Annotated in this window: 26 protein-coding genes; all 26 read left to right on the top strand. The window is 39.9% G+C overall.

From position 1 onward, the window contains the following. The first annotated feature begins 299 nt into the window (after window positions 1-299). The 26 genes from DWX23_RS17380 (at window position 300) to secY (ending at window position 18,014) form a co-directional block, all read left to right on the top strand. Complete coding sequence (locus DWX23_RS17380; RefSeq protein ID WP_147382551.1) at window positions 300-3,788, top strand: DUF6383 domain-containing protein; 3,489 nt, start codon at window positions 300-302, stop codon at window positions 3,786-3,788. 438 nt (window positions 3,789-4,226) lie between these two features. Further along, on the top strand, window positions 4,227-4,628 hold the full coding sequence (gene rpsL / locus DWX23_RS17375) for a 30S ribosomal protein S12 (protein WP_009859549.1): 402 nt from the start codon (window positions 4,227-4,229) through the stop codon (window positions 4,626-4,628). 153 nt (window positions 4,629-4,781) lie between these two features. Then, on the top strand, window positions 4,782-5,258 hold the full coding sequence (rpsG, locus tag DWX23_RS17370) for a 30S ribosomal protein S7 (RefSeq protein ID WP_028730651.1): 477 nt from the start codon (window positions 4,782-4,784) through the stop codon (window positions 5,256-5,258). Between the two features lie 20 nt (window positions 5,259-5,278). Continuing rightward, the gene (gene fusA, locus DWX23_RS17365; protein ID WP_122375391.1) at window positions 5,279-7,402 is read left to right on the top strand and encodes an elongation factor G; all 2,124 of its coding nucleotides are present in this window, start codon (window positions 5,279-5,281) and stop codon (window positions 7,400-7,402) included. A gap of 21 nt (window positions 7,403-7,423) precedes the next feature. After that, entirely contained in the window at window positions 7,424-7,729 is a 306-nt protein-coding gene (gene rpsJ, locus DWX23_RS17360) for a 30S ribosomal protein S10 (RefSeq protein WP_005634728.1), read from the top strand. Between the two features lie 21 nt (window positions 7,730-7,750). Next, window positions 7,751-8,368, top strand: coding sequence for a 50S ribosomal protein L3 (gene rplC / locus DWX23_RS17355; protein ID WP_122375390.1), 618 nt, complete (start codon window positions 7,751-7,753; stop codon window positions 8,366-8,368). Further along, complete coding sequence (gene rplD / locus DWX23_RS17350) at window positions 8,368-8,997, top strand: 50S ribosomal protein L4 (RefSeq protein WP_122357129.1); 630 nt, start codon at window positions 8,368-8,370, stop codon at window positions 8,995-8,997. Before rplC ends, rplD begins: the two co-directional genes overlap by 1 nt. Before the next feature lie 11 nt (window positions 8,998-9,008). After that, the gene (rplW, locus tag DWX23_RS17345; RefSeq protein ID WP_122357131.1) at window positions 9,009-9,302 is read left to right on the top strand and encodes a 50S ribosomal protein L23; all 294 of its coding nucleotides are present in this window, start codon (window positions 9,009-9,011) and stop codon (window positions 9,300-9,302) included. Window positions 9,303-9,310: 8 nt separating this feature from the next. Next, a complete protein-coding gene (gene rplB, locus DWX23_RS17340; RefSeq protein WP_009859543.1) occupies window positions 9,311-10,135 on the top strand; it encodes a 50S ribosomal protein L2 in 825 nt (274 codons plus the stop codon). A gap of 20 nt (window positions 10,136-10,155) precedes the next feature. Continuing rightward, window positions 10,156-10,425, top strand: coding sequence for a 30S ribosomal protein S19 (rpsS, locus tag DWX23_RS17335; protein ID WP_122357134.1), 270 nt, complete (start codon window positions 10,156-10,158; stop codon window positions 10,423-10,425). Between the two features lie 53 nt (window positions 10,426-10,478). After that, on the top strand, window positions 10,479-10,889 hold the full coding sequence (gene rplV / locus DWX23_RS17330; RefSeq protein ID WP_009859542.1) for a 50S ribosomal protein L22: 411 nt from the start codon (window positions 10,479-10,481) through the stop codon (window positions 10,887-10,889). Window positions 10,890-10,895: 6 nt separating this feature from the next. Then, window positions 10,896-11,633: a 30S ribosomal protein S3 gene (gene rpsC / locus DWX23_RS17325; RefSeq protein ID WP_122375389.1), complete on the top strand. Its 738-nt coding sequence runs from the start codon at window positions 10,896-10,898 to the stop codon at window positions 11,631-11,633. Between the two features lie 19 nt (window positions 11,634-11,652). Then, on the top strand, window positions 11,653-12,087 hold the full coding sequence (gene rplP / locus DWX23_RS17320; protein ID WP_028730657.1) for a 50S ribosomal protein L16: 435 nt from the start codon (window positions 11,653-11,655) through the stop codon (window positions 12,085-12,087). Between the two features lie 5 nt (window positions 12,088-12,092). Further along, window positions 12,093-12,290 carry a 50S ribosomal protein L29 gene (gene rpmC, locus DWX23_RS17315; RefSeq protein ID WP_075558840.1) on the top strand — a complete coding sequence of 66 codons (198 nt, stop codon included), beginning with the start codon at window positions 12,093-12,095 and terminating at the stop codon, window positions 12,288-12,290. Between the two features lie 9 nt (window positions 12,291-12,299). Then, window positions 12,300-12,557: a 30S ribosomal protein S17 gene (gene rpsQ / locus DWX23_RS17310; protein WP_009859539.1), complete on the top strand. Its 258-nt coding sequence runs from the start codon at window positions 12,300-12,302 to the stop codon at window positions 12,555-12,557. Window position 12,558: 1 nt separating this feature from the next. After that, window positions 12,559-12,924, top strand: a complete 366-nt coding sequence (gene rplN / locus DWX23_RS17305; protein ID WP_010800553.1) for a 50S ribosomal protein L14 — start codon at window positions 12,559-12,561, stop codon at window positions 12,922-12,924. A gap of 18 nt (window positions 12,925-12,942) precedes the next feature. Next, entirely contained in the window at window positions 12,943-13,263 is a 321-nt protein-coding gene (gene rplX / locus DWX23_RS17300) for a 50S ribosomal protein L24 (RefSeq protein ID WP_122357138.1), read from the top strand. Then, window positions 13,263-13,820 (top strand): 50S ribosomal protein L5, encoded by a 558-nt coding sequence (gene rplE, locus DWX23_RS17295; protein ID WP_010800552.1) that lies wholly within the window; start codon window positions 13,263-13,265, stop codon window positions 13,818-13,820. Before rplX ends, rplE begins: the two co-directional genes overlap by 1 nt. 3 nt (window positions 13,821-13,823) lie before the next feature. Then, the gene (gene rpsN, locus DWX23_RS17290; protein ID WP_009859536.1) at window positions 13,824-14,093 is read left to right on the top strand and encodes a 30S ribosomal protein S14; all 270 of its coding nucleotides are present in this window, start codon (window positions 13,824-13,826) and stop codon (window positions 14,091-14,093) included. 54 nt (window positions 14,094-14,147) lie between these two features. Further along, window positions 14,148-14,543 carry a 30S ribosomal protein S8 gene (gene rpsH / locus DWX23_RS17285; RefSeq protein WP_122357139.1) on the top strand — a complete coding sequence of 132 codons (396 nt, stop codon included), beginning with the start codon at window positions 14,148-14,150 and terminating at the stop codon, window positions 14,541-14,543. A gap of 16 nt (window positions 14,544-14,559) precedes the next feature. Then, a complete protein-coding gene (gene rplF, locus DWX23_RS17280; protein ID WP_122357140.1) occupies window positions 14,560-15,111 on the top strand; it encodes a 50S ribosomal protein L6 in 552 nt (183 codons plus the stop codon). Window positions 15,112-15,132: 21 nt separating this feature from the next. Further along, complete coding sequence (gene rplR, locus DWX23_RS17275) at window positions 15,133-15,477, top strand: 50S ribosomal protein L18 (protein ID WP_122357141.1); 345 nt, start codon at window positions 15,133-15,135, stop codon at window positions 15,475-15,477. Window positions 15,478-15,482: 5 nt separating this feature from the next. Beyond that, window positions 15,483-16,001, top strand: a complete 519-nt coding sequence (gene rpsE, locus DWX23_RS17270; protein ID WP_122357179.1) for a 30S ribosomal protein S5 — start codon at window positions 15,483-15,485, stop codon at window positions 15,999-16,001. Between the two features lie 16 nt (window positions 16,002-16,017). Further along, the gene (rpmD, locus tag DWX23_RS17265; protein ID WP_009859531.1) at window positions 16,018-16,194 is read left to right on the top strand and encodes a 50S ribosomal protein L30; all 177 of its coding nucleotides are present in this window, start codon (window positions 16,018-16,020) and stop codon (window positions 16,192-16,194) included. 29 nt (window positions 16,195-16,223) lie between these two features. Continuing rightward, a complete protein-coding gene (gene rplO / locus DWX23_RS17260) occupies window positions 16,224-16,670 on the top strand; it encodes a 50S ribosomal protein L15 (RefSeq protein WP_122375388.1) in 447 nt (148 codons plus the stop codon). 3 nt (window positions 16,671-16,673) lie between these two features. Then, on the top strand, window positions 16,674-18,014 hold the full coding sequence (secY, locus tag DWX23_RS17255) for a preprotein translocase subunit SecY (RefSeq protein ID WP_122357143.1): 1,341 nt from the start codon (window positions 16,674-16,676) through the stop codon (window positions 18,012-18,014). The last annotated feature ends 3 nt before the right edge of the window (window positions 18,015-18,017 follow it).

The following is an 18,017-nucleotide window of genomic DNA, read 5'->3' as shown; positions in this document are numbered from 1 at the left end:
AGTGCAGAAAAAATGATGAAAAGTGATGACTGAATTAAACGTCCCTTTTTTCTCGTCAACAAAAGTAATCATTCCTTTCAAATCTACAATCCTTTTTGAGTAAAAATTATCTTTCCTATATTCTTTCTTATCAGTTAGATAACAATCCTAGTACAAAAAAGCGGTTTTTTATTACGAAGTCAAAATGGACTCTAAAAAATGACGAGAAAAAAGGGACGTTTAATCTAGTCATTAACATTTGAATGTCCGACAGAATACAGAACATTACGAACATTAGTATTAATATTAAATTTAGAATTATGAACAAAAAGTTTTCTACGTTAGTAGTTGGCGCGATGTTGTGTTCAGCAGTTGGCGCTTCTGCTCAGATTCAAAATTCTGTTTCAGCCAATGTGCCGGACAATTTTGGTTATGAATGGAAGACCCTTTCACATTTTGTGATGGCAGATACTTTGCACAAAGCTCCAGCTTATCCTTTTGATGTTACCGAAATTAAAGATTATACGGCTGGTAACATTTTGTATCAATTATCAAATGCAGCAGGTGACAGCGTATTGGTACAGTTGCGTGATAAAGAAACAGGTGCTCTTTACCTGAAAATGGATTCTATCAGCAAAGCTCCTCTGAACTACTCATTGTGGAGAGTGAAAGTAGATGCTGCCGATGGTGTTAGCGGTGCTAAATTTACATTTACAAATGCTGAAACCGGTGTTGATCTGATTTTTGATGATCAGACAGATAACAGTAATGTATTAGCTTCTGCAACAGCTAATCTGAGTGTTGCAGATAAAGACTCTACAATTTTGAATGGTTGCCAGAACAAATGGCAGTGGTATAACAGTGCAACTAATAATGGTGCTGCTATTTCTACTCCGACAGCTGTGTTTGCTTATTTTGGTGCAAACAATGACCATGTTATGGTAATGCAGCTGAATGACAAAGGTCAGGTAGTAGCTGTTAAATATCCGAGAACAGTAGTTGGTGCAACAGGTGTAAGTGCTATTACTGATGCTTTGAAATTACGTCCGAGATTGGCTTCTCCGCTTGTATTGGATCCTTTGGCTTTAAACACTTTGGTTGATTTTAATGCCGATGGTACATTTAAATTGAAATCTTCTGCAAATCCTACAATTGCCTCTGAATTTATCAGTGGTGAATTTAAGGCTGTTTCAGCAGATGCCTTCTTGAAAGCTCCTGTGGCTTTTGCAACTGGCGTATCTGCTATTTCTGATCAGTTTGCTCAGGATACATTAGGTCTGAACAGTGCTGACAGCTTGAATCTGTATGTAGCACTTCAGAGTAAAACCGATGCAACTAAGTATATGATGGTTGACTCTGTACCGGAAAGTGGTTTTAACGACTATGTGCCACTTAAGTTTAGAACATATGATAAAGCGACATCTTTATTGAGCGATACGATCCTTGCTACTCGTTTCTTGTATAAGTTTACTTATTATGCGTCAGAGGATAGCCTAGTTATCGAACCGTTGAATGCTCTTCCTATGGCTTCGATAGGTGACAAATATGTTTGGAGAAACAAAGGTATCGCTTATAACTCATATTATAACAACAGAAGAGAGTTCTTGGCAGCTGATAATAAACCTATTAGCGATTTACGCGATGCAGCTCAAGATAGTGTTGTTGTCACTTTGGTTAAATTAGGTAATGAAACAGCTTTGACTGCTTATAATAATGGTGGAACTTCTGTTACAACTCCGAAATTTAACTTTGATGGCAGAGACTTATCAACAAAATGGTTACAGCGTGCAACTTTGACTGAAGGTTTGAACTATATCATGACTGGTGGCAAGTATGTTGTAGCTAATTTGGTTGGCTGGACTCAATATGATGTTCCTACTGAAGCTCAGAAGTTTGTTTATATGCCTGCCACAATGTGGGATGTTCAACAAATTGGTTGTGAAGCAGATGCTACTTCTCCTGTACAGATTGCAAACCGTGAATTTGCAAATGAAGTATTCAAAGGTCAGCTTTATAAAGATGCTACAGGTAAGGTCTTTATCATCGATAATAATTATAATACTGCTATTGATAATATATCAGTGAAATCGCTGTATAATAAAGATGGTTATGATATTACTACTGTTGTTGACAAAGATGGCGCTGCCGCTGCAGCAATTATTGCAAGTGATTATCATGGTTACAGACATTTGAGCAGTAATGAATTGGCCTATAATGAATTTAAGTTGAAATATAATGTTACAGACAATTTGACTGGCGGTAAAGATGCTTTGGTTGCTGTAGATAAAGATATGAATTTCGTTGCTACAACCGATGGTTCTTCTACTTATTTCCAGGTAGAACAGATTGAAGGTGCTCCGACGAATTTCGGTACTAATTATTCTACAACATCTCAGTTGAAAAAATATGCTTACAAATTGAAAGTCAGAGATGCTAATCTGATAGATAATGATAAGTGTTATGTATATCTGGCCGAAATTACACAGAGCGATGGTACTAAGAGATCTTATTATAAAGCTTATACACCGGAACAGGCTGCTGCTAATAATGCAACACTCGCTAAATTCTATTTGAAGAATGATCAGGTAGATACGGAACGTGAATATTATACATTGGTTGACACTGTAGGTAGTACTCTTTCTTCAGGTGTATTAGAAAATGCTCACCGTGTTGCATTGGGTGATGGTGTTCAGCACATGACTTCTGTCAACTTGAGAAACTATGTAACTGATGATATCGACGCTTTCGCATTAATTGATGCTTCTCGTAACTTGTATCAAAATGTTGATGATTTGAGCGGCAAAACAGTTAAGGTCTATCGTGAAAGACAAGGTAATTCAACTGAATGTTTGTATGAAAATTCAACGAGTGGTTTCAACTTCCTAGGAATAGGTACTGGAACAGACTTTAAACCGGGTGAAAATTACACAACAGCTCTGTATTTGCATGCAATAGGTGGTGAACATATGCCACAATATATGTTGGGTGTTGCTACAGGTACTGTTGAAGATGGAAAGTGGTGTGATAAACACGGATACAATCCTACTTGTTCAGGTGAACATTTTGAACCGGTTGATTATAAAGGATATTTGTATGGACGTTTCTTGGTTAATCTGAATGATTCAACTGACAATGCTTACATGTGGAATGATGTATATACTCGTCTTGCCTTCATGGAAGGTGTTATCAAAGATGGTGTATTCTATCAGGTAAATGCCGGAAATGGTTATACTTTAGCTTCTTTAAGTGAAAAGTATGGTGTAATAGCTCCTGCAGACTTCAATGATAATACAAAACTTGTTCCGACAACTCTGACAAAAGATGTTCATGCTAACTGCTTGTTCTCTTTACGTAAGATTACAGATGATGGTGAGGATTTCTTACTGGAAACTAATCTGGATGGTGTATCTGGTATCGGTTCATTCAAGGGTGCTTGGGTGAAGATTGAAAATGGTGTTCCTGTATTGGCTAAATCTAAAGAAGAAGTTGGCGGTAGCCATGACGGTGATGAAGCTAAGGTAGACGAACTTGTTAAGCAGGCTCAGGTATTTAGCTTGAAGGATGCTGAAGGTGAAATTGCAACAGATAACGAATCAATTTCTTCAACATCTGAAGTTAGTGTAATTGCTGCAAAAGGTTCTGTTAGAGTATTGAACGCAATAGGTAAATCTGTTAAAATTACAAACTTGTTGGGTCAAACAGTCGCTGAAACAATCGCTACATCAAATGATGTTGAGGTAAATGCTCCTACTGGTATCGTTGTAGTAGCTGTCGAAGGCGAAACTGCTGTAAAAGCAATCGTGAAATAAGAATTAGAGAAGGAGCTTTCCTTCTTTAAATAATCAAATAATTAGAACTACGTAGTTTGGTTGTATGCATATTTATGCATTGCTGGATTAAGTAGCCTGTGAGAGGTGAACAAGTAGTTTTTAATACTAAAGTAAAAAAATAAAGTTCTTCTGTTAGTATCCCTGTGAAGAGAGAAGGCAGACACAAGACAAGCCCCGTTGGTTTTAAGCCAGCGGGGTTTTGTTGTTAAATAATAATAAATAGTTTGAATTCACCTGTTCTATAACAGAAACAAACGGGAACTATTATGTAACTTTGCACCGTTTTTAGCGCAAATTATGTAGAAAAACACCCGTAACTCGTTGGTTATACGGAAATAATGCGTATCTTTGCAGCCTGAAATAGAAAAAAGAGATAAATATAATTATAACACATTCAAAGTTTAAAAAGAAAAAGAAATGCCTACAATTCAGCAATTAGTTAGAAAAGGAAGGGAAACTTTGGTGGTAAAAGGTAAATCACCTGCATTGGATGCTTGTCCTCAGAGACGTGGCGTTTGTGTACGTGTTTACACTACAACACCGAAAAAGCCTAACTCTGCAATGCGTAAAGTAGCGAGAGTTCGTTTGACAAATGGTAAAGAAGTAAACTCTTACATTCCGGGAGAAGGACACAACCTGCAGGAACACTCAATCGTATTAGTACGTGGTGGTCGTGTAAAGGACCTTCCTGGTGTACGTTATCACATTGTACGTGGTACCTTGGATACAGCTGGCGTTAACGGTCGTACTCAGCGTCGTTCTAAATACGGTGCAAAACGTCCTAAAGCAGGTGCTGCTCCAGCAAAAGGAAAGAAGTAAAAATCACCCTTTCAAACTGAGAATTTAAATTAAGTATTAAAGCTGGTTTGAGTTATTTGGATAGGCTATAAGGTTGAGTAAATGGTTCAGCGGAACCGTTGAAGACAAAATTAAAAAGGCAACCAAAGACAAAAACGAAATTTTTGAAACAAAATGAGAAAAGCAAAACCAAAGAAAAGACAGATCCTCCCGGATCCTGTTTTCGGTGATGTAAAGGTTACGAGATTCGTTAACCATTTAATGTATGATGGCAAGAAAAATACTGCCTTCGAAATTTTCTATTCCGCTCTGGAAAACGTTAAGGCTAAATTGCCTAACGAAGAAAAGTCTGCTCTCGAAATTTGGAAAGCTGCACTCGACAATATTACTCCTCAAGTCGAAGTGAAGTCACGCCGTGTAGGTGGTGCTACTTTCCAGGTACCTACTGAAATTCGCCCCGATCGTAAAGAATCAATTTCTATGAAGAACCTTATTATCTTCTCACGTAAGAGAGGTGGTAAGACGATGTCTGACAAGCTGTCTGCAGAGATTGTAGATGCTTTCAACAACCAGGGTGGCGCATTCAAAAGAAAAGAAGATATGCATCGTATGGCTGAAGCTAACCGTGCATTCGCTCACTTCAGATTTTAATTTAGCATAAAGGATATACAATGGCAAACGATAAACAATTAATGTTTACAAGAAACATCGGTATCATGGCGCACATCGATGCAGGTAAGACTACGACTTCTGAGCGTATTCTTTTCTACACAGGTTTGACGCATAAGATCGGTGAAACACATGATGGTACTGCTACCATGGACTGGATGGCTCAGGAGCAGGAACGTGGTATTACAATTACTTCTGCCGCTACAACTACATTCTGGAACTACTTGGGTAACAAGTATAAGATCAACCTGATCGATACTCCGGGGCACGTTGACTTTACAGTAGAGGTTGAACGTTCTCTTCGTGTACTGGACGGTGCTGTTGCTACTTTTTGTGCAGTGGGTGGTGTTGAACCCCAGTCTGAAACCGTATGGCGTCAGGCTGATAAATATAATGTACCTCGTATCGGTTACGTGAACAAAATGGACCGTTCAGGTGCAAACTACTACGAAGTGATCCGTCAGATGAAGGATGTACTGGGCGCTCGTCCATGTCCTATCCAGATTCCTATCGGTGCTGAAGAAACTTTCAAAGGTGTAGTAGACTTGGTTAAAATGAAAGCTATTTTCTGGCATGACGAATCAATGGGTGCTGAATATAGCGTAGAAGAAATCCCTGCTGATCTGCAAGCTGAAGCTGAAGAATGGCGTGATAAGATGTTGGAGGCTCTGGCAGAATGCGATGACGCTTTGATGGAAAAATATTTTGATAATCCTTCTACTATAACTGAAGAAGAAATCAATGTAGCGATCCGCAAAGGAACATTGGCTATGCAGATCAATCCGATGACTTGTGGTTCTTCTTTCAAGAATAAGGGTGTTCAGACTCTGTTGGATGCAGTTTGTGCATATCTGCCGTCTCCGGAAGATACTCCTGCTATCGAAGGTACAGATCCTAGTGATCCTGAAAAAGTGATTATCCGCAAGCCGTTGTTCGAAGAACCGATGACAGCTTTGGCATTTAAGATCGCAACAGACCCGTATGTAGGTCGTCTGTGCTTCTTCCGTGTATATGCAGGTGCTATCAATGCCGGTTCTTATGTATTGAATACCCGCTCTGGTAAAAAAGAACGTATCTCTCGTTTGTTCCAGATGCACTCAAACAAACAGAACCCGATGGAAATGATCGGTTGTGGTGATATTGGTGCAGGTGTTGGTTTCAAAGATATTCGTACAGGTGATACGCTGTGTGACGAAAATCATCCGATCACACTGGAATCTATGGACTTCCCGGATCCGGTTATCGGTATCGCTGTAGAGCCTAAGACTCAGAAAGACATGGATAAACTGGGTATGGGATTGGCTAAATTGGCTGAAGAAGACCCGACATTCCGTGTACAGACTAACGAAGATACAGGTCAGACTGTTATTAGCGGTATGGGTGAGCTTCACCTGGATATTATCGTTGACCGTCTGCGCCGCGAATTTAAGGTTGAATGTAATCAGGGTAAACCTCAGGTTACTTACAAAGAAGCTATCACTAAATCTGTTGAACTTCGTGAAGTTTATAAGAAACAGTCTGGTGGTCGTGGTAAATTTGCTGATATCATCGTTCGCGTTGAGCCGGCTGACGAAAGCTTCGAAGGAACTCTGCAGTTCATCGACGAAGTAAAAGGTGGTAACATTCCTAAGGAATTTATCCCGTCAGTACAGAAAGGTTTTGAAAAAGCTATGAAGAACGGTATCCTTGCCGGTTATCCGTTGGATAAACTGAAAGTGACTTTGATCGATGGTTCATTCCACCCGGTTGACTCTGACCAGTTGTCTTTCGAGATCGCAGGTATCCAGGCATTCAAGAGTGCTTCTGAAAAAGCAGGTCCTGCTTTGATGGAACCGATCATGCAGATGGAAGTTGTTACTCCGGAAGAAAGTATGGGTGATGTTATCGGTGACTTGAACAAACGTCGCGGCCAGGTAGAAGGTATGGAAACAAGCCGTACCGGTGCACGTGTAGTGAAAGCTAAAGTACCTCTGGCTGAAACATTCGGTTATGTAACAGCTCTTCGTACTATCACTTCAGGTCGTGCAACATCTTCAATGCAGTTCTCTCACTATGCTCAGGTATCCTCTTCTATTGCTAAGCAGGTACTGACAGAAGTACAGGGTCGTGCTGATTTGATCAAATAATTTAGAAACATATATAACAATATGAGCCAAAAGATCAGAATTAAATTAAAGTCTTACGATTATTCTCTGGTAGACAAGTCTGCCGAGAAGATCGTGAAGACGGTAAAGGCTACAGGTGCTGTTGTTAGCGGACCGATTCCCCTGCCTACACACAAACGTATCTTTACTGTGAACCGCTCTACTTTCGTTAATAAGAAATCTCGTGAGCAGTTCGAACTATCATCTTATAAAAGATTGATAGATATCTATAGCTCAACTGCAAAAACAGTTGACGCATTGATGAAGCTGGAATTACCCAGCGGTGTTGAAGTAGAAATTAAAGTGTGAGTTATTTAAAAATTAAGTGAAATGCCAGGATTATTAGGAAAAAAAATCGGAATGACATCCGTTTTCAGTGCCGAGGGAAAGAATCTTCCATGCACTGTTATCGAAGTGGGTCCTTGTGTTGTTACACAGATCAAGACTTTGGAGAAAGATGGCTATGAAGCTGTACAGTTGGGTTTCGAAGACAAAAAAGAGAAACACACAACGCAGCCGGAAATGGGTCACTTCAAAAAAGCCGGTGTAACTCCCAAGAGATACTTGGCCGAGTTCAAGAATTTTGAAACTGCATACAATCTGGGTGACGTGATCACTGTGGATTATCTGGAAGATGCAGGTTTTGTTGATGTAGTAGGTACATCAAAAGGTAAAGGTTTCCAGGGTGTAGTAAAACGTCATGGTTTCGGTGGTGTAGGTCAGACTACTCACGGTCAGCATAACCGTTTGCGTGCTCCCGGTGGTATCGGTGCTTGTTCTTACCCTGCAAAGGTATTCAAGGGCATGCGTATGGCCGGACAGATGGGTAATGAACGTGTAACAGTTCAGAACCTGGAAGTGATCAAGGTAATGCCGGAACATAATCTTTTATTGGTTAAAGGATCTGTTCCAGGAGCAAAAGGTTCAATCGTATTAATTGAAAAGTAATGGAACTGAGCGTATTTAATATTAAAGGTGAAGATACCGGAAGAAAGGTAACTTTGAACGATGCTATCTTCGGCATTGAACCAAATGATCATGCCATTTACCTGGATGTAAAACAGTATTTGGCTAACCAGCGTCAGGGTACTCACAAATCGAAAGAAAGAAGTGAGATCTCTGGTAGTACACGCAAACTGATCCGTCAGAAAGGTGGTGGTGGAGCCCGTCGTGGTGATATCAACTCTCCAGTATTGGTTGGTGGTGCTCGCGTTTTCGGTCCGAAACCGAGAGATTATGAGTTCAAATTGAACAAGAAGGTAAAGGGTCTGGCTCGTAAGTCTGCATTGGCTTATAAAGCTAAAAATAATGCAATTGTAGTTATTGAGGATTTCGCTCTGGAAGCTCCGAAAACTAAAGAATTTGTAACAATTGCTAAAAACCTGAAAGTGGCTGATAAAAAGTTACTTATGGTTTTACCGGAGAAAAATAATTTTGTATATTTGTCGGCTCGTAATTTAGAAAAGACAAGTGTTATAACAGCCTCTGAATTAAACACATACAAAGTGCTTGATGCAGCTAATTTGGTTTTGACTGAGAGCTCTGTTGCTGTTATAGAAAAACTTTTTAATGCATAAGGAGTAAAGAAATGGGAATTATCATTAAACCTATAGTAACAGAGAAGCAAACAGCGATTACAGAAAAAATGGCTAATCGCTATGGTTTTCGTGTTTCTCCTGATGCCAACAAGTTGGAGATCAAAAAAGCTGTACAGGATATGTATAATGTAACCGTAGTTGATGTTAACACCATCAACTACTCTGGCAAGCAGAAAAGCCGTTATACAAAATCAGGTATTATCAATGGTAAACAGTCAGCTTTTAAGAAGGCAATCGTAACGTTGAAAGAAGGAGAAACAATTGATTTCTTTAGTAATATCTAAAAAAAGAAATGGGAATACGTAAATTAAAGCCCACAACACCGGGGCAGAGACACAAAGTTATTGGTGCATTTGATAAAATCACTGCAAGTACACCAGAGAAGTCTCTTGTGGTAGGTAAGAGCAGTACTGGTGGTCGTAACAACACAGGTAAGATGACTATGCGTTATCTTGGTGGCGGTCACAAACAAAAGTACAGAATTATCGACTTCAAGAGAAATAAAGATGGCATTCCTGCAACAGTAAAGTCTATCGAGTACGATCCAAATCGTACTTCTCGTATTGCTTTATTGTATTATGCTGACGGAGCAAAGAGCTATATTATTGCTCCGAACGGCTTGGAAGTTGGCCAGACAGTGGTTTCAGGTAGCGATGCCGCTCCTGAGGTAGGTAATACTTTGCCGATGGCAAATATTCCCGTTGGTACTATTATTCACAATATTGAGCTTCGTCCTGGACAGGGTGCTAAAATGGTACGTTCTGCAGGTGCATTTGCTCAGTTGACTTCTAAAGAAGGTGCTTATGCAATTATTAAGATGCCTTCTGGCGAAACCAGAAAGATTCTTGCTGCATGTAAGGCTACAATTGGTAGTGTAGGTAACTCAGACCATGGTCTTGAAAAATCAGGTAAAGCCGGTCGCTCTAGATGGTTAGGTCGTCGTCCTCACAACCGTGGTGTTGTAATGAACCCGGTTGATCACCCAATGGGTGGTGGTGAAGGTCGTGCTTCCGGAGGTCATCCAAGATCTCGTACAGGCTTGTATGCTAAGGGCTTGAAGACAAGAGCTCCGAAGAAGCATTCTTCAAAGTATATTATTGAAAGAAGAAAGAAATAATCTGATTAATTAAGTAAACTATGAGTCGTTCACTAAAAAAAGGCCCGTATATTAACGTAAAGCTGGAAAAGAAAGTCTTGACTATGAATGAGTCAGGAAAGAAAGCTGTAGTTAAGACATGGGCAAGAGCTTCAATGATCTCGCCTGATTTCGTAGGCCATACTATTGCAGTTCATAATGGAAATAAATTTATTCCTGTTTTTGTAACCGAGAATATGGTAGGTCACAAGCTGGGAGAGTTTTCTCCTACTCGTACGTTCCGTGGACACGCCGGTAACAAGAAAAAATAAGTATCGGTAGTAACAGGAATTCAGGAATCTGAAAATAAAAAGAATCAATAAAAATGGGTGCTAGAAAAAGAATATCAGCTGAAGCAAGAAAAGAAGCCCAAAAGACCATGTACTTCGCAAAGTTGCGTAACGTACCTACTTCTCCGCGTAAGATGCGTCTCGTTGTAGACATGATCCGCGGTATGGAAGTATTCCGTGCGCTTGGTGTTTTGAAGTTTTCTAACAAGGAAGCTGCAGCAAGAGTAGAAAAATTGCTTCGTTCAGCAATTGCCAATTGGGAGCAGAAAAATGAACGTAAAGCAGAAACTGGTGAGTTGTTTGTTTCTTCAATCAGCGTAGATTGCGCTACTACATTGAAGAGAATGCGTCCGGCTCCCCAGGGTAGAGGATACAGAATTCGTAAACGTTCGAACCATGTAACCTTGTTTGTTGATACACTTAGTAAAAACGATAGTCAAAATTAATTGTAGATGGGACAAAAAGTTAATCCGGTTAGTAATCGTTTAGGAATCATCCGTGGTTGGGATTCCAATTGGTATGGCGGCAAAAATTACGGAGATACTTTGCTGGAAGATAGCAAGATCCGTAAATACTTGAATGCTCGTCTTGCTAAAGCTAGTGTATCTCGTATCGTTATTGAACGTACGCTTAAGTTGATCACAATAACAGTTTGCACATCACGTCCGGGCATTATCATCGGTAAAGGTGGTCAGGAAGTTGATAAATTGAAAGAAGAGTTGAAAAAGATTACCGACAAAGAAGTTCAGATCAACATCTTTGAGGTAAAAAGACCCGAATTAGACGCAGTTATTGTTGCAAACAATATTGCACGTCAGCTTGAAGGAAAAATTGCTTACCGTCGCGCTATCAAGATGGCTATCGCCTCTACCATGAGAATGGGTGCCGAAGGTATTAAAGTGCAAGTATCTGGTCGTTTGAATGGTGCTGAAATGGCCCGTTCTGAAATGTACAAAGAAGGAAGAACTCCGTTACACACTCTGAGAGCAGATATCGATTACGCTTTGGCTGAAGCGTTGACGAAAGTTGGCTTGCTGGGTATTAAGGTATGGATCTGCCGTGGTGAAGTTTATGGTAAGAGAGATCTTGCTCCTTCATTCACTGCTTCTAAAGATTCAGGCCGCAGAAATGAGAATGCCGGTGGCAACAGAGGAGATAAGAACTTCAAGAGAAAAAAAGCTAATCGTTAAACGTTAGAATTAAGAAGAGATGTTACAACCAAAGAAAACCAAGTTCAGAAGACAGCAGAAAGGCCGCATGAAGGGTGAAGCTCAACGTGGCAACCAGCTGGCATTCGGTTCGTTTGGTATAAAAGCGTTAGAGAATAAATGGATTACCGGTCGCCAGATTGAAGCTGCCCGTATCGCGGTAACTCGTTATATGCAACGTCAAGGTCAGGTTTGGGTTCGGATTTTCCCGGATAAACCTATTACAAAGAAACCGGCCGAAGTACGTATGGGTAAAGGTAAAGGTAACCCGGAAGGATTTGTTGCACCTGTTACTCCAGGTCGTCTTATTTTCGAAATCGAAGGTGTTCCCTTTGATGTTGCAAAAGAAGCATTGCGCTTAGCGGCTCAGAAGCTTCCTGTAACAACGAAATTTGTTGTGAGACGTGATTATGATATGGCTAATCAAAATGCGTAATTGTTATGAAGATTGCAGAAATTAGAGAATTAAGCACAAAAGAATTGCTTGAAAGAGTAGATGCTGAGGTTGCTGCCTACGATCAGAAGGTTATTAACCACACTATCTCTCCGACAGACAACCCTGCTCAGATTAAACAACAACGCAGGATGATTGCGCGCATGAAAACAGAATTGCGCCAGAGAGAACTTAACAACAAATAATTGAGCCTGATGGAAACTAGAAATTTAAGAAAAGAAAGAACGGGCGTGGTTACTAGCAACAAGATGGATAAAAGCATCACTGTTGCTATTAAATGGAAGGAAAAACACCCCATTTATGGTAAGTTCGTTAACAAAACGAAGAAATATCATGCTCACGACGAAAAGAACGAGTGCAATATCGGTGATACCGTAAAAATTATGGAAACTCGTCCTTTGAGCAAAACAAAGAGATGGAGACTTGTTCAAATAATCGAAAGAGCTAAGTAACATGATACAACAAGAATCTAGACTAGTAGTAGCAGATAACAGTGGCGCAAAAGAATGTTTATGTATCCGTGTATTAGGCGGTACAAGAAAGCGTTACGCTTCTGTTGGGGATGTAATTGTAGTTGCAATTAAGAGTGTAATCCCATCAAGTGATGTGAAGAAGGGTGCTGTTTCTAAGGCTATCATTGTTCGCACTAAAAAAGAAATCCGTCGCCCGGATGGTTCATACATCCGTTTCGATGATAACGCTTGCGTATTGTTGAATGCCGGTGGTGATATTCGTGGAAGCCGTATCTTTGGTCCGGTTGCCAGAGAACTTCGTGCAACAAATATGAAAATTGTTTCACTTGCACCTGAAGTACTTTAATTCGTAAAATTTAAGGTAATGAGTAAATTACATATCAAAAAAGGCGATATAGTTTTTGTTAATACCGGCGAAGACAAAGGTAAAACAGGTCGTGTTTTACAGGTACTCGTAGACGAGAACCGTGCTATTGTTGAAGGTGTTAACATGGTATCAAAGCATACTAAGCCTAATGCAAAGAATCCGCAAGGAGGAATTGAAAAGAAAGAAGCTCCTATTCATCTTTCAAACCTGAACGTGGTTGACCCGAAAACTGGAAAACCGACACGTATCGGACGTAAAGAAAATGCTGAAGGTGCTTTAGTTCGTTATTCTAAAAAATCAGGGGAGGAAATTAAGTAATGAGCAATACTGCCAGTCTTAAAAAAGAATATCAGGACAGAATTGTTCCTGCTTTGACGAAAGAGTTCGGATATAAGTCGGTAATGCAGGTTCCCGTACTGAAAAAGATTGTTATCAATCAGGGATTAGGTATGGCTGCTGCTGATAAGAAGATCATCGATATCGCAATCAGCGAATTGTCTACAATTACAGGTCAGAAAGCTGTTGCAACAGTTTCTAAAAAGGATATCTCAAACTTTAAGTTGCGTAAAAAAATGCCGATCGGTGTGATGGTAACATTGCGTCGTGAGCAGATGTACGAATTTTTGGAAAGATTAGTTCGTATCGCTCTTCCGCGTATTCGTGACTTCAAAGGTATTGAAAGTAAGTTAGATGGTAGAGGTAATTATACCATGGGTATTCAGGAACAAATCATTTTTCCTGAAATAAATATCGATAATATTACTAAAATATTAGGAATGAATATTACCTTTGTGACCTCTGCGAAAACAGATGAAGAAGGGTATGCTCTGTTGAGAGAATTTGGGTTGCCTTTTAAAAATGCAAAAAAAGACTAAGTTATGGCTAAGGAATCAATGAAAGCCCGCGAGGTTAAAAGAGCAAAGCTTGTGGCTAAATATGCAGCTAAAAGAGCTGAACTGAAGGCTGCCGGCGACTATGAAGCTCTGCAGGCTTTACCTAAAAATGCTTCTCCTGTACGTTTGCACAATCGTTGCAAGATCACAGGACGTCCGAAAGGGTATGTACGCCAGTTCGGCATTTCACGTATTCAATTCCGTGAAATGGCATCCAATGGTTTAATCCCGGGTGTAAAGAAAGCAAGTTGGTAAGTTTTTTTATTTAAATATTGTCCGGGTGGCCGGATCAATTTAATTCATTTATATATGACAGATCCTATTGCAGATTATTTGACAAGATTGCGTAACGCAATCAAAGCGAAGCACAGAGTTGTTGAAGTGCCGGCGTCAAATTTAAAGAAAGAGATCACTAAGATCCTCTTCGAAAAGGGTTACATTCTTAATTTTAAGTTTGTAGAAGATGGTCCTCAGGGTACAATTAAGATTGCCCTGAAGTATGACCTGGTAAACAAAGTGAATGCAATCAAGAAGCTTCAGAGAGTTTCTACTCCAGGTTTGCGTAAGTACACTGGTTACAAAGAAATGCCGAGAGTATTGAATGGTTTAGGTATTGCCGTTCTTTCTACTTCTAAGGGTGTGATGACTGACAAAGAAGCCCGCGATCTTAAAATCGGTGGTGAAGTATTATGTTATGTTTATTAATTAGGAGGAAAGAAGAATGTCAAGAATAGGAAAATTACCAATTCATGTGCCAGCCGGTGTAACGGTTACGATTAAGGATAGCGTAGTGACTGTAAAAGGTCCTAAGGGCGAAATGACTCAGGCTGTTAATCCTGATATTAATGTAACTCTGGAAGATGGAGTTATTCATTTAACAAGACCGACAGACGACAAGAACCATCGCGCATTACATGGTTTATATCGTTCTTTGATCAACAATATGGTGATCGGTGTATCTGAAGGATACAAAAAAGAACTGGAACTGGTGGGTGTTGGTTATCGTGTGTCTAACACAGGACAGTTACTGGATCTTTCTTTAGGTTATACTCACAATATTTATTTGCAGTTACCGAAAGAAGTGAAAGTTGAAACGAAGACTGAGAGAAATAAGAATCCTCTTATTATCCTTGAATCAGCTGATAAACAATTAATAGGTCAGATTTGTGCAAAGATTCGTTCATTCAGAATGCCGGAACCGTATAAAGGTAAGGGTATTAAGTTTGTGGGTGAAGAAATTCGCAGAAAGTCTGGTAAATCAGCAGGTAAGTAATCTACGTAAACTGAAATTATCATGACAACGAAGGAAGAAAGAAGATTAAAAATAAAACGAGGTATACGTGGCAAAGTTTCAGGAACTCCTGAATGTCCGCGCCTTACTGTGTTTAGAAGCAACAAGCAGATCTATGCACAGGTTATAGATGATACTACAGGTAAAACTTTGGCTGCTGCTTCATCTTTGAAATTAGATGTTAAGGCTCCTAAAAAAGAAATCGCTGCCCAGGTTGGTGGATTGATCGCTAAAAGCGCTCAGGAAGCTGGTGTAAAGGCTGTAGTTTTTGACCGTAACGGTTACCTGTATCATGGGAGAATTAAAGAATTAGCAGATGCTGCACGTAACGGCGGCCTTAAATTTTAATGAAGATGGCAGGAGTTAATAATAGAGTTAAATCGACCAACGACTTAGAGTTGAAGGACAGATTGGTTGCAATCAACCGCGTAACTAAAGTAACAAAAGGTGGACGTACTTTTAGTTTTGCTGCTATTGTAGTAGTAGGAAACGAAGATGGTATCATCGGTTGGGGCTTAGGTAAAGCCGGTGAAGTAACGACAGCTATCGCTAAAGGTGTAGAAGCTGCTAAAAAGAATTTGATCAAGGTTCCTGTTCACAAAGGTACTATTCCTCACGAACAGCTTGCTAAATTCGGTGGCGCACAGGTATTGATCAGACCGGCATCTCACGGTACCGGAGTAAAAGCCGGTGGTGCTATGCGTGCTGTATTAGAAAGTGTTGGTATTACTGACGTTTTGGCAAAATCAAAAGGATCTTCAAACCCTCACAACTTAGTAAAAGCTACTATTGCTGCTTTGGGTGAATTGAGAAGTCCGTTTACTGTTGCTCAGAACAGGGGTATTGCTGTTGAAAAAGTGTTTAGAGGTTAATTAGGGAGGAAAAATTATGGCAACTATTAAAATTAAACAAGTTAAGAGTAGAATTAAATGCCCGAAAGACCAAAAAAGAACACTTGATGCACTGGGCCTGACAAAATTGAACCGTGTAGTAGAACATGAAGCTACTCCGGCTATCTTGGGCATGGTTGAGAAAGTGAAACATTTGGTTTCAGTAGAAAAGTAATAATTGGTTGAAAAAATAAATTATAAGATATGAACTTATCAAATTTAAAACCTGCTGAAGGATCTACTAAGACCAGAAAAAGAATCGGCCGTGGTCCGGGTTCAGGATTAGGAGGTACTTCAACAAGAGGTCATAAAGGAGCAAAGTCTAGATCTGGTTATTCAAGAAAGATCGGATTTGAAGGTGGTCAGATGCCAATTCAGAGACGTTTGCCTAAATTTGGTTTCAAGAATATTAACCGTGTGGAATATAAAGCTATCAATATCGCAACATTACAGTTAATGGCTGAATCTCAGAACATAACTAAGATTGGTGTTGATGAATTGATCGAAGCTGGTTTTATTTCTGCATCTCAACAGGTTAAAATTCTTGGTAATGGTAGCCTTACTGCTAAATTAGAAGTTGAAGCTCACGCTTTCTCTAAGAGTGCAGAAGCAGCTATCCAGGCCGCAGGTGGAACTGTTGTTAAACTCTAAGTCATGAGAGCAGTTGAAACAATAAAAAATATCTGGAAGATTGAGGATCTGAGAAATCGGATCCTCACCACTCTTTTATTGGTGGCTATATATCGCTTCGGAACGTATGTAGTGCTTCCTGGTATTGATCCTCAAGCGTTAACCGCTTTACAGGCGCAGACAAGAGGCGGATTGCTTGCACTGTTGGATATGTTTTCAGGTGGTGCATTTTCTAATGCTTCTATTTTTGCATTGGGTATTATGCCCTATATTTCCGCTTCAATTGTTATGCAGTTGTTAGCCATTGCAGTTCCTTCTTTCCAGAAATTGCAGAGAGAAGGAGAGAGTGGTCGTAGAAAGATCAATCAGTGGACTCGCTATTTGACAGTAGCTATCCTGTTATTCCAGGGACCTACTTATCTGGTGAACTTAAGCGTTCAGCTTAAAGCCGCTGGAGCAGCATTACCTCCGGGTATCCTGTTCACCGTTTCTTCTACTATTATTCTGGCTGCAGGAAGTATGTTTATCTTATGGCTAGGTGAAAGAATTACAGATAAAGGTGTTGGAAATGGTATTTCATTTATCATTTTGATTGGTATCATAGCCCGTCTGCCGCATTCATTGTTCCAGGAATTTATTTCAAGAACAAGTGAAAAAACTGGTGGTCTGGTTATGTTCTTGTTTGAAATGCTGTTTCTTTTACTTGTTATTGCCGGTGCTATTTTATTGGTTCAGGGAACTCGTAAAGTACCCGTACAGTATGCTAAGAGAATCATAGGTAACAAACAGTATGGTGGTGCTCGTCAGTATATTCCTTTAAAGGTGAATGCTGCAAACGTAATGCCTATCATCTTTGCTCAGGCAATTATGTTTATTCCTATTTCTATTGTAGGATTCTCCAGTACTGGTGATCAGAGTGGTTTTTGGGCTGCATTTATGGATAATACCGGTTTCTGGTATAACTTTGTCTTTGCAGTATTGATTATCCTCTTTACTTATTTCTATACAGCTATCACGATCAATCCGACGCAGATGGCTGATGATTTGAAGAGAAACAATGGATTTATTCCGGGTGTTAAACCGGGAAAAAGTACCAAAGACTATCTGGATACAATCATGGACCGCATTACTCTTCCGGGTGCATTCTTCCTGGCATTGGTAGCTATTATGCCTGCTTTTGCTAGAATCGCCGGTGTTAGTATGGAGTTCTCACAGTTCTTTGGAGGAACATCTTTGTTGATTTTGGTTGGTGTGGTGTTGGATACATTACAGCAAGTAGAAAGTCATTTGTTGATGCGTCATTATGACGGTTTGTTGAAGTCAGGAAGAATTAAGGGTCGTACAGGCTCAGTTGCCGCTTATTAGTAG

The sequence above is a fragment of the Parabacteroides sp. AF18-52 genome, from assembly GCF_003479145.1.
GTDB classification, from domain to species: domain Bacteria; phylum Bacteroidota; class Bacteroidia; order Bacteroidales; family Tannerellaceae; genus Parabacteroides; species Parabacteroides faecis.
This window is presented reverse-complemented; position numbering and strand designations above follow the sequence as displayed.

What these genes read in the sequence shown, in the direction of transcription:
- secY (WP_122357143.1), top strand. Translation starts at nt 16,674, where the DNA reads ATGAGAGCAGTTGAAACAATAAAAAATATCTGGAAGATTGAGGATCTG.
- rplP (WP_028730657.1), top strand. Translation starts at nt 11,653, where the DNA reads ATGTTACAACCAAAGAAAACCAAGTTCAGAAGACAGCAGAAAGGCCGC.
- rplE (WP_010800552.1), top strand. Translation starts at nt 13,263, where the DNA reads ATGAGCAATACTGCCAGTCTTAAAAAAGAATATCAGGACAGAATTGTT.
- fusA (WP_122375391.1), top strand. Translation starts at nt 5,279, where the DNA reads ATGGCAAACGATAAACAATTAATGTTTACAAGAAACATCGGTATCATG.
- rplB (WP_009859543.1), top strand. Translation starts at nt 9,311, where the DNA reads ATGGGAATACGTAAATTAAAGCCCACAACACCGGGGCAGAGACACAAA.
- rpsG (WP_028730651.1), top strand. Translation starts at nt 4,782, where the DNA reads ATGAGAAAAGCAAAACCAAAGAAAAGACAGATCCTCCCGGATCCTGTT.
- rpmC (WP_075558840.1), top strand. Translation starts at nt 12,093, where the DNA reads ATGAAGATTGCAGAAATTAGAGAATTAAGCACAAAAGAATTGCTTGAA.
- rpsQ (WP_009859539.1), top strand. Translation starts at nt 12,300, where the DNA reads ATGGAAACTAGAAATTTAAGAAAAGAAAGAACGGGCGTGGTTACTAGC.
- rplW (WP_122357131.1), top strand. Translation starts at nt 9,009, where the DNA reads ATGGGAATTATCATTAAACCTATAGTAACAGAGAAGCAAACAGCGATT.
- rplC (WP_122375390.1), top strand. Translation starts at nt 7,751, where the DNA reads ATGCCAGGATTATTAGGAAAAAAAATCGGAATGACATCCGTTTTCAGT.
- rplO (WP_122375388.1), top strand. Translation starts at nt 16,224, where the DNA reads ATGAACTTATCAAATTTAAAACCTGCTGAAGGATCTACTAAGACCAGA.
- rplD (WP_122357129.1), top strand. Translation starts at nt 8,368, where the DNA reads ATGGAACTGAGCGTATTTAATATTAAAGGTGAAGATACCGGAAGAAAG.
- rpmD (WP_009859531.1), top strand. Translation starts at nt 16,018, where the DNA reads ATGGCAACTATTAAAATTAAACAAGTTAAGAGTAGAATTAAATGCCCG.
- rpsJ (WP_005634728.1), top strand. Translation starts at nt 7,424, where the DNA reads ATGAGCCAAAAGATCAGAATTAAATTAAAGTCTTACGATTATTCTCTG.
- rplF (WP_122357140.1), top strand. Translation starts at nt 14,560, where the DNA reads ATGTCAAGAATAGGAAAATTACCAATTCATGTGCCAGCCGGTGTAACG.
- rplX (WP_122357138.1), top strand. Translation starts at nt 12,943, where the DNA reads ATGAGTAAATTACATATCAAAAAAGGCGATATAGTTTTTGTTAATACC.
- rpsN (WP_009859536.1), top strand. Translation starts at nt 13,824, where the DNA reads ATGGCTAAGGAATCAATGAAAGCCCGCGAGGTTAAAAGAGCAAAGCTT.
- rplV (WP_009859542.1), top strand. Translation starts at nt 10,479, where the DNA reads ATGGGTGCTAGAAAAAGAATATCAGCTGAAGCAAGAAAAGAAGCCCAA.
- rpsC (WP_122375389.1), top strand. Translation starts at nt 10,896, where the DNA reads ATGGGACAAAAAGTTAATCCGGTTAGTAATCGTTTAGGAATCATCCGT.
- rpsE (WP_122357179.1), top strand. Translation starts at nt 15,483, where the DNA reads ATGGCAGGAGTTAATAATAGAGTTAAATCGACCAACGACTTAGAGTTG.
- rpsH (WP_122357139.1), top strand. Translation starts at nt 14,148, where the DNA reads ATGACAGATCCTATTGCAGATTATTTGACAAGATTGCGTAACGCAATC.
- rplR (WP_122357141.1), top strand. Translation starts at nt 15,133, where the DNA reads ATGACAACGAAGGAAGAAAGAAGATTAAAAATAAAACGAGGTATACGT.
- DWX23_RS17380 (WP_147382551.1), top strand. Translation starts at nt 300, where the DNA reads ATGAACAAAAAGTTTTCTACGTTAGTAGTTGGCGCGATGTTGTGTTCA.
- rplN (WP_010800553.1), top strand. Translation starts at nt 12,559, where the DNA reads ATGATACAACAAGAATCTAGACTAGTAGTAGCAGATAACAGTGGCGCA.
- rpsL (WP_009859549.1), top strand. Translation starts at nt 4,227, where the DNA reads ATGCCTACAATTCAGCAATTAGTTAGAAAAGGAAGGGAAACTTTGGTG.
- rpsS (WP_122357134.1), top strand. Translation starts at nt 10,156, where the DNA reads ATGAGTCGTTCACTAAAAAAAGGCCCGTATATTAACGTAAAGCTGGAA.